15 protein-coding genes and 1 pseudogene are annotated in these 13,282 nt (G+C 42.0%); 12 read left to right on the plus strand and 4 right to left on the minus strand.

Annotation, left to right across the window (positions count from 1 at the left end; genetic code table 11):
• Positions 1 to 75 precede the first annotated feature (75 nt).
• Positions 76 to 336: a 2TM domain-containing protein gene (locus DACSA_RS07775; protein ID WP_015229229.1), complete on the plus strand. Its 261-nt coding sequence runs from the start codon at positions 76 to 78 to the stop codon at positions 334 to 336.
• Complete coding sequence (locus DACSA_RS07780) at positions 329 to 622, plus strand: DUF3181 family protein (RefSeq protein WP_015229230.1); 294 nt, start codon at positions 329 to 331, stop codon at positions 620 to 622. The genes DACSA_RS07775 and DACSA_RS07780 overlap by 8 nt, the downstream gene beginning before the upstream one ends.
• A gap of 430 nt (positions 623 to 1,052) precedes the next feature.
• On the opposite strand, the gene DACSA_RS07785 is transcribed toward DACSA_RS07780, so the two are convergent.
• The gene (locus tag DACSA_RS07785; RefSeq protein WP_015229231.1) at positions 1,053 to 2,471 is read right to left on the minus strand and encodes a glycosyltransferase; all 1,419 of its coding nucleotides are present in this window, start codon (positions 2,469 to 2,471) and stop codon (positions 1,053 to 1,055) included.
• A 137-nt stretch (positions 2,472 to 2,608) separates the two neighbouring features.
• Between DACSA_RS07785 and DACSA_RS07790 the strand changes: the two genes are divergently transcribed.
• The 4 genes and pseudogenes from DACSA_RS07790 to DACSA_RS07805 all read left to right on the plus strand — a co-directional run bounded on the left by DACSA_RS07790 (position 2,609) and on the right by DACSA_RS07805 (position 5,619).
• Entirely contained in the window at positions 2,609 to 3,796 is a 1,188-nt protein-coding gene (locus tag DACSA_RS07790) for a bifunctional sterol desaturase/short chain dehydrogenase (RefSeq protein WP_015229232.1), read from the plus strand.
• A 55-nt stretch (positions 3,797 to 3,851) separates the two neighbouring features.
• Positions 3,852 to 4,412 carry a DUF362 domain-containing protein gene (locus tag DACSA_RS07795; protein WP_083874393.1) on the plus strand — a complete coding sequence of 187 codons (561 nt, stop codon included), beginning with the start codon at positions 3,852 to 3,854 and terminating at the stop codon, positions 4,410 to 4,412.
• Between the two features lie 108 nt (positions 4,413 to 4,520).
• A pseudogene (locus DACSA_RS19010) lies at positions 4,521 to 5,003 on the plus strand (RNA-guided endonuclease TnpB family protein); the annotation flags it as partial.
• Positions 5,004 to 5,133: 130 nt separating this feature from the next.
• Positions 5,134 to 5,619 (plus strand): DUF362 domain-containing protein, encoded by a 486-nt coding sequence (locus tag DACSA_RS07805; RefSeq protein WP_198007658.1) that lies wholly within the window; start codon positions 5,134 to 5,136, stop codon positions 5,617 to 5,619.
• Positions 5,620 to 5,968: 349 nt separating this feature from the next.
• On the opposite strand, the gene DACSA_RS07810 is transcribed toward DACSA_RS07805, so the two are convergent.
• From DACSA_RS07810 to gltX, 3 genes are all read right to left on the minus strand, one after another.
• Positions 5,969 to 6,511 (minus strand): peroxiredoxin, encoded by a 543-nt coding sequence (locus tag DACSA_RS07810; protein ID WP_015229233.1) that lies wholly within the window; start codon positions 6,509 to 6,511, stop codon positions 5,969 to 5,971.
• A gap of 88 nt (positions 6,512 to 6,599) precedes the next feature.
• A complete protein-coding gene (locus tag DACSA_RS07815; RefSeq protein WP_015229234.1) occupies positions 6,600 to 7,229 on the minus strand; it encodes a Uma2 family endonuclease in 630 nt (209 codons plus the stop codon).
• Between the two features lie 57 nt (positions 7,230 to 7,286).
• Positions 7,287 to 8,738, minus strand: a complete 1,452-nt coding sequence (gene gltX, locus DACSA_RS07820) for a glutamate--tRNA ligase (RefSeq protein WP_015229235.1) — start codon at positions 8,736 to 8,738, stop codon at positions 7,287 to 7,289.
• A 130-nt stretch (positions 8,739 to 8,868) separates the two neighbouring features.
• On the opposite strand from gltX, the gene DACSA_RS07825 reads away from it, so the two are divergent.
• From DACSA_RS07825 to DACSA_RS21440, 6 genes are all read left to right on the plus strand, one after another.
• Entirely contained in the window at positions 8,869 to 9,549 is a 681-nt protein-coding gene (locus DACSA_RS07825; RefSeq protein ID WP_015229236.1) for a J domain-containing protein, read from the plus strand.
• Between the two features lie 264 nt (positions 9,550 to 9,813).
• Positions 9,814 to 10,848, plus strand: coding sequence for a hypothetical protein (locus DACSA_RS07830; RefSeq protein ID WP_015229237.1), 1,035 nt, complete (start codon positions 9,814 to 9,816; stop codon positions 10,846 to 10,848).
• Positions 10,849 to 10,857: 9 nt separating this feature from the next.
• On the plus strand, positions 10,858 to 11,325 hold the full coding sequence (locus DACSA_RS07835; protein ID WP_015229238.1) for a low molecular weight protein-tyrosine-phosphatase: 468 nt from the start codon (positions 10,858 to 10,860) through the stop codon (positions 11,323 to 11,325).
• A gap of 78 nt (positions 11,326 to 11,403) precedes the next feature.
• Positions 11,404 to 11,544: a hypothetical protein gene (locus DACSA_RS20480; protein ID WP_156800712.1), complete on the plus strand. Its 141-nt coding sequence runs from the start codon at positions 11,404 to 11,406 to the stop codon at positions 11,542 to 11,544.
• A gap of 173 nt (positions 11,545 to 11,717) precedes the next feature.
• Positions 11,718 to 12,239: a DUF2808 domain-containing protein gene (locus DACSA_RS07840; RefSeq protein ID WP_015229239.1), complete on the plus strand. Its 522-nt coding sequence runs from the start codon at positions 11,718 to 11,720 to the stop codon at positions 12,237 to 12,239.
• Positions 12,240 to 12,436: 197 nt separating this feature from the next.
• A complete protein-coding gene (locus DACSA_RS21440; RefSeq protein ID WP_015229240.1) occupies positions 12,437 to 13,096 on the plus strand; it encodes a hypothetical protein in 660 nt (219 codons plus the stop codon).
• Positions 13,097 to 13,282: the final 186 nt, after the last annotated feature.

Raw genomic sequence — 13,282 nt, forward strand, 5'->3', positions numbered from 1 at the left:
TACTTAAAGTGTGATACGACACGATCGTCTTAGACAATGATAATATAGTTTTGTAGGTTCTGGAAATGCTTGCTTATGCCGCCTCGTTGGCCCCGTAAACCCACCCGTGAAGACCCCGCTTATCGTAAACTAGAAGACCGAATTAATTTTGCGGTTCATGTAGCTGCTTTTTTGCTTATTAACTCTGGATCATGGTTTTTTCAACAACTGAGTCATCCTGAGTGGCAATGGACGCTCTGGCTCACAATAAGCTGGTTAATTGTCCTAGCGTTACATTTGATTTACATTAGCGCGATCGCAGACTATTCAACAAATCCCAAAAAAACCGATGGCTAACTCTACCCAAGATATTGAAGCGCTGGCAGCGGATATTGGCGATAAAATCTACATTGATGTGGCTAAATGGCATCTCTATCTCTCTGATGCTCATTTACACACCACTATTGCGGAACAAATCTATCCTCTCCTCGAAAACAAAAGCCTAACAGAAGAACAAGTACAAGACATTCTCCGACGCACAAAGGTAAAGCTAGGGGGAGGAAAAACCGAGCTTCCGTTACTCGATTTAATCCCTGACAATGGGCTAAAAGACCTCATGGCGTTACTCGAAGATCATAGCTAACTTTAATTGTCCTCTGTCCTTCGTAATTCGTCAGAGATAACTAAGGGCTAGGAACAGAAACTAAAAACTTAACCATTCTTTAACCTAGTTAGGCAAATTAACTGATATAGTTCGATAGTGGCTAACTTAAACTGATCGATAACCAAGACAGTTCAAAGAAAGTCACTTTTGGCGGTGAGTTACATCGTGTCAGCCTGTGGACTAGATAACGCCGACGTTGCTAGGAAAAGCCCAAGCGTGGAAAGAAGCAGGAAGTGGACATCAGACTCTATCAGGCTTTTAGAAGCTATGGGTAAGTTTGAGTAAGTTCCTCATAACGGTAAGTAATCAATAACTAATTGGTGTTGGGTTTCGTAAACTCCACCCAACCTACTTCTACCAGGGGGATGACTGGTTCCCCCCTTAATAAGGGGGGCTAGGGGGGATCATTTTAAGTCTCGCAGCTTTGTTCCCCTTGATGAGACGTTTTAACCCACTTTAATTTTTTCGGACGCACTGCCAGACGAGCCGTCATACTAGGAATAATCAGTAACCAGTGGATCATGTAGATTGTTCCCCGTAAAGTTTCCCCAAAGATTTCTCCCCAGTTTTGGGGCGTTTTTGGGTTTTGGGTGTTTTGCAGTCCTCTGAACATTCCCCAGATGGAAAAGCTGAACATAATACTGGTTGCTGGGAAATAAAGCGGCGCTTCTTGTCGTAACAGCACCATCAATAAGTCTGGAATTGCTGCTGTTGGGAGAATGTATTGGAAGAGTAGAAAAGTAATCAAATCAAAGGTTTTACCAATCCCCATCGGGTTACGAATGATCCAGCGCCAATAATCGAGATAACGCTGATAACCGCCTTCTGCCCAACGATTCCGTTGATGCCAAAGGGCGATCGCGCTTGTCACGCCTTCCTCTTGTACAGTGGGATGAGACACAAAACCAATGTCCCATCCGTCTAAATGTAAGCGCATGGTTAAATCAAGGTCATCGGTGATGGTTTGCTCATTCCATTTCCCGCAACTGGCTAAAGCACGACGACGGACAAATTGACCATTCCCTCGTAATTCTCCAATTCCCCCTAAACCGATGCGATGTTCTTGAAAATAGCTGTCTAAAGCCATTTCTGCTTGTTGTCCTTTTGTCCAAAAGTTGAGATCGGCGTTAGCAATGCTTTTCCGCACCTGTACCGCTCCCATGCTTTCCTGATGGAAGAAAGGAACAACCTGACGTAAAATATCGGATGGAATTTGAGCATCAGCATCAAAAACCGCAACAATTTCTCCCTTACTGAGGGTGAGTGCTTGATTGAGCGCTCCTGATTTGCCGCCAGTGGCGTTCGCCGATCGATGCAAAACGTTTAATTGACGATATTTTTGAGCGAACTGATCCAATAAAATCGGGGTTCGATCGGTGCTATGGTCATCAATGAGCCAGATTTCATATTTATCTTGGGGATAATCGAGATGACAGAGATTTTCCACTAAATCAGTGATTACTGTTTCTTCGTTTTTCGCCGCGACGAGAATGGAGACTGTCGGAATGGACTCTTGATCACTTTCTGCTAACGCGGGAGGAGAAGCAACGGGACGGCTGCACAATAGACGAGTGACTTGTAGGGTAAAAACCGCCGTCACTGCTAGAACCAGCCATGATCCCCAAGAAATGAGATGTAGCGCGATCGTGGTTCCCCAAATCATCATCAGAGTGACTGCGGCTTTCCAGCGTCTTCCCCCTAAACCTTGGAAAAAGTCGCTACTCCATTCCTCCTCGTCTTCGGTTTCAACATCAGACCAAAGAAGGGCTTCGATCGACGAGCTTAACTCTTCGTAAGAATTGTTGTCTGTCCAAGAATTTTGTGGCATACAGGTTAGGGGTGACGATTGACAGGATAGTGCTTTTAGTTCTATCTTAACTTTAGATAATAAAACTTAATTTTTATTAAAAATCAAAGCATAATTATTGTTGGGAGTATAACTCAAAACGTTTAGGTTGCAAAAAAATGTTAATGGAAGGGTTGAGATTAGGCTCGATCGCGCTGTTTACGGTGATTTGGGTCGAATTAATTCGGGATAGTTATCATGTCTTATCCCATTATTGGAAGCCGTTATATCGGTTACATCAAATTCATCATCGCGTATTTCGTCCTGATTTGAGTGTGATGAATGAAGAGTTATATCGTCGTTCTCAGTGGCAAAATGATGTTCCAGAATGTTTGGTGATGCTGGTGGGAAGTGTTCTCCCCTGGCTTTTGGTTTCCCATTGGGTTGCGTTTACAGGTAGTGTTTACACATTGGGATTTTTACTGGGGGCGATCGCGCGAGGGAGTGGTCTCGCCTATGCCGACGAAATTACCGATTTAACTCACCGTCCTGGCAATTTTACCACGCTTCCTGGACAGTGGCAGGTAAATCGTCCCTATCACTGGCGACATCATTTCGATAATCAAAACGCCTATTATTGTAGTACCTTCACGATCGTGGATAAATTATTAGGAAGTGCCTTGTCTTTAAAAGGAAAACGAGTCGCGGTGACGGGTGCGTCAGGAACATTAGGAAAAGCCTTATTATTCGTGTTGCGCGATCGAGGCGCAAAAGTAACCGCTTTTTCTTCAAAATCAGAACCGATTTTGTTAGCGGATGAGACAGAAATTAACCCGATCGTTTGGGAAATTGGAAAAGAAACAGAAGTGACTTCTACTCTCGAAAAGATTGATATTTTAATTATCAATCATGGCATTAATGTTCATGGCGATCGAAGCGAAACCGCTATAGAAAACTCTTATCAAGTTAATGTCTTTTCCAGTTGGAGACTTTTAGAAACCTTCCTCAAAACCATTCAAACCAATGAAGATAAAGCTCGAAAAGAAGTGTGGGTAAATACCTCAGAAGCAGAAGTCAATCCTGCATTTAGTCCCCTTTATGAACTCTCAAAACGAACACTAGGAGATTTAGTTACTCTCCGTCGTTTAGATGCTCCCTGTGTAATTCGGAAACTAATTTTAGGGCCATTTAAAAGTAATCTTAACCCGATCGGAGTCATGTCAGCGCAGTGGGTTGCGCAACAAATTGTTAATTTAGCTGTCCGCGATTTTCGGAATATTATTGTTACGATTAACCCAATTACTTATTTAGTTTTCCCCTGGAAAGAGTTTTTAGTTTCGACTTACTTTAAATTATTTAGTAAGTAAATCAGTTATCAATTGACGCAGAAATCAACGGCAATTAACACTAATTATATTAATCATGTTTCCTCTCAATCACAAACGTCGTCAAATTTTACGTTGGTTCGCCCTTGCCACTGGTGCGGCAATTCTTCCCGCTGCTTGTCGTCAATCTAGCAATTCTCAAGCTCCGATCGCTTCCAGTTTGAAGTTACAAGGAAATCCTGCTTCGGATCAAGTGTCTCCTGTTGCGTTATTGCAAACCAACGATCGAGTTGCAGGGGTTTCTAAAATCCTTGATCTCTTACAACCAGAAGGCTTGAGCGATCGAAGCGTCTTTATTAAGCCCAATTACAACACGGGTGATCCCGCACCAGCTGCCACTGATACCGATTTATTAGATCAGTTAATCACGGAAATTGAAAACGCTGGGGCTGGCTCGATCACGATCGGCGATCGGTCTGGTATGGCACAAACTCGTGAAGCAATGCAACAGAAGGGCGTGTTTGATCTCGCTGCGAAACGTGGTTTAGAAACAGTCGTTTTTGATGAAATGTCCGCAGAACAATGGCAATATTTTGACGCAGAAGGCACGCACTGGAAACAAGGATTTGCGATCGCTCGTCCCATTTTAGCAAAATAAGCGAGAATCCTACGACTACACCCGAAGGGTTAGTCGCTAGATGAATCGCTTTTTTATATTGACAATGATTTATAAATAAGCTAAACTATAAATAAGTTTGTTCCATAATTATCTCGGAAGCAGAAAGGCTCTAGTAACAGAAACAAAGCTCGTCATCAAGTAGCCAGAGTTCATAAAAAGGTTTCTAACAGCAGGGAAGATTTTCTACACAAACTAAGTCGTAGCTTAGTTGACGAAAACCAAGTCATTTGTGTAGAGAATCTAGCAGTTAAGAACATGATGAAGAACCATAATCTGGCTAAAGCCATTAGTCAAGTTGGTTGGGGACAGTTCTGTACTATGCTGAAGTACAAAGCTGAACAAGACGGTAAAACCTATGTTGAGGTTGACCGCTTTTTCCCTAGTTCAAAGACTTGCAACGTCTGCTTAAATCAAGTTGATAGTCTGCCACTAGATGTTCGCAGTTGGAAATGCTCAAACTGTGGAACAGAGCATGACAGAGATATCAACGCTGCTAAAAACATCAGAGACGAAGGATTACGAATTATTGCCTGTGGGACACGGGATGACAGCTTGGTTCGCCAAGGCTGAAAAAGCCTATCGCCGGATGTCAGACTTGGAAATAGTCTATTTGGAGATTATGGAAAAGCATTCTTTTGGGTAGGAAGCTCCTTCTACATTGCGTTAGCAATTAGAAGAGGGTAGTTCACATGCAGGTGCGGTGATTAATACTTGCTGTCTGAAAACGCATCGCTTTGGCGGTCATTTTACCCTCTCCTTAAAAAATACCATTGGCATGGTGGCGAAATACGTTCCAGGTGACGAGTTTAATTATATGGGAGATTTACATTCCTCTCCTCATCAGCGCAAAATGATCGCAGAAGCCAACGCCGCTTATCAACCTAATCTGGTGTTATTGGATGGAGTAGAAGCCTTTGTTAATGGTGGCCCCGCAAATGGGAGGAAAGTGGCAGCGAATGTTATGATTGCAGGGCGCGATCGAGTCGCAGTGGATGTTGTGGGGTTAGCCTTGCTTCGATCGTTGGGAACAACTCGACAAGTGTCTGAGGGTTCAATTTGGGATTTAGAACAAATCCAAAGAGCAACAGAATTAGGATTAGGGGCGAGTCACAGCGAACAAATTGAAATTCTCACCGCAGATACCCCCAGTCAAAAATTAGCCGATCAAGTTCGATCGATGATCTAAAGAGTAGGTTGGGTGAAGGAGACGAAACCTTAAACTAGGTAGGTTGGGTGGAGGGAAGCGAAACCCAACAAAATTAGACGAGTAGAGACATTTAATCGAACGTCTCTACAGAATAGTTATAATATCGGGTTCACTCAATCAATCATAAAAAGTAGGTTGGGTGAAGCGAAGCGAAACCCAACACAAATTATAAGCATTTACCTGAACCTAGTATAAGTTGCAATAGCTTGCAATACCATTTTCAAAAATTCAGGTTACAGTCGATCCCCCCAACCCCCCTTAATAAGGGGGGCTGAGTTGATCGTTGATGTAGCACCAATTGTTTAAAGTGGTATTAGAAGATCAAATGTTAACTTTTAGCCCCTTTGAGATAAGCTAACATCGTATCAGCATCAGAAACCTCAAACGGGTCTGTGGGACAATTATCTTGATAGTCAGGTTCAATAAACATCTTTTCAATTTGACGATCGTTGACTACCATCGAATAACGCCAAGAACGCATTCCGAAGCCGAGGTTATCTTTCTCCACCAACATTCCCATTTTACGGGTGAAGTCAGCATTGCCATCGGGAAGCATAAATACTTTTTCCACTCCCTGTTTTTTCGCCCATTGGAACATAACGAAAGCATCATTCACAGAGAGACAGATTACTTCGTCAACGCCTTGAGCGCGGATTTCATCATATAATTCTTCGTAACGGGGCAAATGCGTTGAGGAACAAGTGGGAGTAAATGCACCAGGAAGCGCAAATAAAACCACTCGTTTACCGCCGAAAATATCTGCTGTCGTGCGATCTTGCCAACGGAACGGATTTTCTCCTCCCACTGACTCATCACGAACACGGGTACGAAAAACAACATCAGGAACTGTTTGTTGAACCGCTACACTCATTTAAGCGTCTCCTTAATCATAAAATGACTTAACGAGTGTTAATATATCGTGTTGAGTGCCGATATTAAATAAGTCTTGGGAAAGATCATTATTGTTTCTCTCTTACCCACTGACGAAATGCTTTCATTGTCTGATTACGTCCTTGAGTTTTGCACTGTTGCAAAAATTCGGGAATTGCTTTAGTTAGGGGAAACTGCGGAAAAATTGAACTCCTAGTGGAAATTTGATACTTTCCTTGCTCTAAAATGCTGATCTGTAAGTTACCTTGTCTAAACTGCCATAATTCTGGAACGCCTAAAGCTGCATAAATTTCGGGATAACTACGTGAAGTGATTTCAATTTCTAAGGCTAAATCGGGAGGTGGATCAACAGTTAAATCAATGCGTTCTTTTCCCCGTATTAAGGCTTCATTTTCGATATAAAAACAATTATCTGGTTCGATTCCCTGTTGCATTAATTCGTTTTTAAACGTCGTTGAACCTAACGGATAAAATTCTCGATCGAGTTCTTCTAAGAGAATTTCTATAAAATTGGTAATAAAGTTTTTATTGATCTCAGGTTCAGGAAGGGGAGTCACAATTTCTAATCTTCCTTGATTATAGGCAAGACGCGAGGAATGATTTTCTCGATCGGTCTCTTCTAAAATTGTTTCCAATGTTTTCCAACTGACTTCCTTAAATAAGACTTTTTTGCCGACAGAAACCGTGATTTGATCCATTCTTTTGTCCTCTCACTCTCTTGAGGGCGAACCACCATTCGCCCCATAACAATTGGCTTAATTGTTAATCGTTGCTAAGGCTTTTTCTAAACGCACTCGATCGAGTCCTTTTTGATTTAATAATAACCAAGACTGCATGAGATCATGTCCTTTTACATCTCCAGTTAACGCAGCCCGTAGAGACTTCATCACTAAACCTTTTTTCACTCCCTGTTCTTTGGTAACAGTTTTAATCAGTTGTTTCGCTTCTTCTTCGGTGAATTGATCTTGCTGTTTTATCGCTTCAGAAATCTTTTCAATCACGGATTTTACTCCGTCTTGTTGGAGTTGAGAAACCGCTTCCTCTTTAAATTCTATATCCGTTTGGAAGAAGACTTTGGTTTGTTCTACCGCGTCCGTGAGACGAGTTAAACTAGGGGCAATTAAAGCGCTGACTTGTTCTAACCAAGGACGATTATTTTCTAAATCAACCTTATATCCTGCTTCTTGCCAAAAGGGTGCTAACATTTCCACTAAGCGCTGGGGTTCAATTTTATGGATATACTGGCTGTTAATCCAATCCAGTTTTGACCAGTCAAATTTGGCGGCGGATTTACTGACTCGATCGAGGCTGAAGTGTTTAGCCGCTTCTTCTAGGGTAAATAATTCTTCCGTAGAATCGGGAGGAGTCCAACCAAGCAACGTCATATAATTTGCCATTGCTTCGGGAACAAATCCCATTTTATAGAAATCAGAAATGGCAGTAACGTTGTCGCGTTTGGAAAGTTTTTGTCCTTGTTCGTTCAAAATCAAGGGCGTGTGTGCAAATTCTGGAATGCTACCACCGAGGGCTTCATAAAGTAAAATTTGCTTGGCAGTATTGGCGATATGATCTTCACCGCGAATCACATGGCTAATCTTCATGTCCATATCATCTACTACCACCGCCAGATTGTATAACGGTTGTCCTAAATCTTCGCGACTACTCGCCCTTGCGATCACCATATCACCGCCGAGATCGCTTCCTTCCCAAGTTAGTGTTCCCCGAATCTGATCGTTCCAGATGATTTGGCGATTATCGTCAATTTTAAAGCGAATGACGGGCTTTCTCCCTTCCGCTTCAAAGGCTTTTTCTTCTTCGGGAGTGAGATTACGATGGCGATTGTCGTAACGCGGTGCTTGATTACGTGCTTTTTGTGATTCTCGTAACTGGTTTAATTCGTCTTCGGTGGTGTAACACCGATAAGCATATCCTTGATCTAAAAGAGTTTGTACGGCTTGTTTGTAGAGATGTAGCCGTTCACTTTGAAAATAGGGGCCCTCATCCCATTGCATTCCCAGCCAAGCTAGACCATCTTTGATATTCTGGGTATATTCGGGGCGCGATCGAGCTTGGTCGGTATCCTCCACTCGAATGATAAATGTCCCCCCTTCATGGCGCGCAAATAGCCAATTAAAGACCGCCGTGCGGGCGGTTCCAATATGTAGATTTCCGGTTGGACTCGGTGCAATTCGCACTCTTACTGTCACAGCGTTTCCCTCGCGATCGTTTTTCCAATTATTCTATCATTATTTTGGGTTGGGAATGCGCGATCGAAATCTCCAACGCTAAAGTAGAAAACGTGGGCAATTGTCCATCAAACCTGATCAACTCAAAGCAATGCTTCACCGCGACCACTACCAAATTCTTGGTTTAACCCCAGACGCAACGCAAAAAGAAATTAAAGAAGCCTATCGTCGTTTAGCAAAGGAATTTCATCCCGATCGAAGCGAGGATCAGGAAGCCCACGAGAAAATTATATCAATCAATGCTGCTTACGAAGTGCTAGGGAATCCCACCCTAAAAGCCTCTTATGATCGGGCTTTTTGCCAAAAACGAACCCAACGCAACGCCAAGGCACAACGACAATATCAACGCCAACGACAAAAGCAACGCCACAGCGAAGATCAAATTACTCACTGGTTAAAATACGTTTATCAACCGATTATCAAACAAGTCGAGGAAATTGTTTTTCCCCTTGATACTCAAATTGATTTCCTCGCGGGTGATCCCTTTGATGACGAGTTACTCCAAACCTTTCAAAGTTATCTCGAAAACTGTCGTCACTTAGTCCAACAAGCGAAACAGTCGCTTCGATCGCAACCGAACCCTTCTAGTTTAGCTGGAACCGCAGCGAATCTATACTATTGTCTCAATCAACTGGATGACGGAATCGAAGAATTAGCTTATTTCCCCTTCAATTTTGATGAAAGCCATCTTCACACAGGAAAAGAATTATTCCGCATCGCCACAGGATTACAAGAGGAAGCAGAAGCAACAGTTAACTATAATCACCTGTAATCAGTGACCAGTGACCAGTGACCAGTGACCAGTAACAAATAACAAATAACAAATAACAAATAACAAATATTGATACGACCTGCATTTCTGTTCGCGATCGATAAATTTCCAAATGTTGAAACTCGCCTATACCTTACTAAGGCAACTTGCATGCAAGCCTTTTGCCTCTTGCCTCTTGCCTTTTGCCTTTTGCCTCTTGCCTTTTGCCTAGCGCTATATCATTGATAATGTTCCTTACTGTGACAAGAACGAGAAACCTTTAATATGGCTGAAATTTCCGAAACCACCGCCGAAATCACTGCGGCTTTAGAAACCCCCACTGATCTAGAGTTTACACTTCCCGATCCTGAAGATGAAGAAATCGAAGAAAACGAGTTTCAACAGCGTTTAGATGAAGCGTGGTTAGTGTGTGAACGGTTCGACTTGCAAACCGACATCTGGCGCGGGAGAATTTTAAGAGCAGTGCGCGATCGAGAAAAACAAGGTGGCGAAGGAAGAGGAAAAGGTTTTCTGAACTGGCTAAAAGAACGAGAAATTAGTAAAAGCCAAGCCTACTCAATGATTCAATTGGCTAACAGCGCCGATACCTTACTCGCAGAAGGACAACTACAAGTCAGTTCAATTAATAATTTTAGTAAACGAGCCTTTGTCGAAACCGCCAATTCCGATCCCGAAGTGCAAAAATTAGTTTCAGAAGCGGCGGAAGGGGGCGATCGAATTACGCGACGAGAAGTTAAAGAACTTTCCGATCAATGGACAGCCATGAGTTCCGAATTAGTGCCGCCAAACGTGAAAGAACAAGCGGAAAATGGTTCACTTTCTCCCCGTTATCTTGCGCCTTTAGTAAAAGAAATGGAGAAACTTCCCTCCTCACATCTGAAACAAATTCAAGAAGAAGTAGAAGAGAATCCCGATGTGGATACCGTTAAACAATTAACCTCAGAAGCGAAAAATTTATCAAAATATTTAGATGCGGCGGCGCAAGTACAAGCGATTTATAATGCCGATCTTGATCTAGAAATGGCATTAGAAGAAGCGCTACGTCTCGATTGTTTGAATACAGCGGCGGATTTAGTGAAACAAGCAACCAGCCTCGAACAAATCATGGCGAAACTTTATACAACTTGGAAACGAGTAGGAAGTCTCGCGGATCGGCTTTATGTGGAAACTGGTGCGAGTAATCCCCATTTACGATCGATGTTGAGTGCGTTAGAAAAGCTCAGTAATGATACGATCGAAGTGCCTTTAGATGATAGCAGCGATCGAGTGGTACGCTTAAAAATCATTCACAATGAATAACGAATTAAAATGTATAAATTGCTTTTTGTCTGTTTAGGAAATATCTGTCGTTCTCCTTCTGCAGAAAATATCATGCGTTATTTGATTGAAAAAGAAGGATTAAGTGATCAAATTGTTTGTGATTCAGCAGGAACCGCCAGTTATCATTTAGGTGAACCGCCCGATCAACGAATGAAAGCCGCAGCGGAAAAAAGAGGAATCAAATTAGAAGGAAAAGCCCGTCAATTTCAGCCCAGTGACTTTGAGAAATACGACTTAATTTTAGCAATGGATCGAGATAATTATTGGTCATTAGTTTCCCTTGATCCTGAAAAAAAATATCGGGAAAAAATCAAAATGATGTGCAATTACGCGAAATCCTATCCCGATCAAGAAGTTCCTGATCCCTACTATGGCGGTACAGAAGGCTTTAATCATGTTATCGATCTCCTTCTCGATGCTTGTAGCGAATTATTAGAAAGCATCAAAAAAGACTAAAGTAGGCCCTAGTGGAGTTTACGAAACCCAACATCAATCAGTGACCAGTTACCAGTTACCAGTTACCAGTTACCAGTTGTGCTTGATCTAATCAGTTACTTAGTAGCTTACAATCTGTTACGAATTAATTGCTTATTATTCACTATTCACGGCTTACTGATCACTGATCACTGGTCACTGCAATGGGTGGACTTTACGAAACCCAACACCCATCAGTGACTAATTACTGTAAAGGGAAACCCAACAAAATTGTAAAGATTTCTTGGTTTCGCAACAGCGTCAAAGTTGAGTTTAACGGTGGGAGTGTCAATTCTGTCACATGGGGAGCAACGATCGCAGAAAAGAGTCTGATAAATTAAGAGGGGAATCTATTTTTAAGGTGTGATTCGATTATGAAGAAATTATTATCATCAATTATGTTAGCAGGAGGATTATTAACAGTCGTTCCTGCTTTAGAAGTTTTCGCTCAATCTGGGGGAAATTCTGGTATAACAATTTTTAGTGGAGTCGAACAGGAAAATCTCCTTGATTATCGTTTAGACTTTGGCGGCGAATCAGGGCGTTGGGATCGCTATCGTCTTCGCATTCCTAGCAAGAAACTTCCCTTTGGCGCTTCTCAGTTTTACGTGACTTATCCCGATTATTACAAGGGGCGATTTGATACCGATCGAATCGAAGTCAGAATTGATGGTGAACCTCAGCCTTTAAGTGATGTGACTTGGAATCAGGAAGAAGGCTTGATTTCGATGGATTTAGAAGAACCGATCGAGCCTGATACTAAGGTAGAATTAGTGTTTTCTAATGTCAAAAATCCTCGCCCAGGTGGAACATTTTATTTTAATGCTCAAGTGGATGTTCCCAATGATGTAGCGATTCGACGATATGTCGGAACTTGGATTATTGATATTGATTAATAATTCGTAAACTAATCCCTCTCACCTCACTTGCAATGGCATAGTAATCCTTGATCTTCTTTCCCAAAAAATTGAACGAACACTCTCATTATTAAGAGAATACCCCCCTTCTTCAGGGGGAATCAAGGGATTTTAGAGGAAGTTGATGTTAAAATCAATTTAAAACTTTACACTTTGAATTGGGAGTATATCTTAAGATGACAACCCAAAGATGGACGGATCAAATGGTTGATCAGTTAGCGGCTTCTGTCACTGAACTAAGACAATCTATTAGTGAACAAAGGCAATCAGATCAAGAAACTAGAGATTTAGTTAACTCTAACGCTCGTGCAATTGAATCACTAGGACAATCGATCGCAGAAGTGAGACAATCAGATCAAGAAACTAGAGATTTAGTTAACTCTAACGCTCGTGCAATTGAATCACTAGGACAATCGATCGCAGAAGTGAGACAATCAGATCAAGAAACTAGAGATTTAGTTAACTCTAACGCTCGTGCGATTGAATCACTAGGACAATCGATCGCAGAAGTGAGACAATCAGATCAAGAAACTAGAGATTTAGTTAACTCTAACGCTCGTGCGATTGAATCACTAGGACAATCGATCGCAGAAGTGAGACAATCAGATCAAGAAACTAGAGATTTAGTTAACTCTAATGCTCGTGTTATTCAAGCCCTAGCCACTGCTACTGCTGAAGCCCAAGAAGAAAGAGACGCAGCAACAAGAGAACGTCAAGCCATTTTAGAAAGAATCGATGAGATGACAACGGACATTCGGGGGTTACAGATTGAAAATCAACGGATGTTAGATTTGCTCTTTGAACATATTCGTCGCAACAATGAAGAGAATGAATAAGATCGGATTCAGAAAATATCACCAATAATCAATAAAAAACAATGGGAAAATCAGCATTAACGTCTCGTTTAGTCAACGGTGTGTTAAGTAGGGCTTGCTGAAAAAGTCCATTGGTTGGTTTAGTAAGGCAAAAGGCAAGTTGCCTTAGGCAAGAGGCTTGCATTTTTACCTGAACTTAATCGCCTC

This window comes from Dactylococcopsis salina PCC 8305 (assembly GCF_000317615.1).
Lineage (GTDB): Bacteria > Cyanobacteriota > Cyanobacteriia > Cyanobacteriales > Rubidibacteraceae > Halothece > Halothece salina.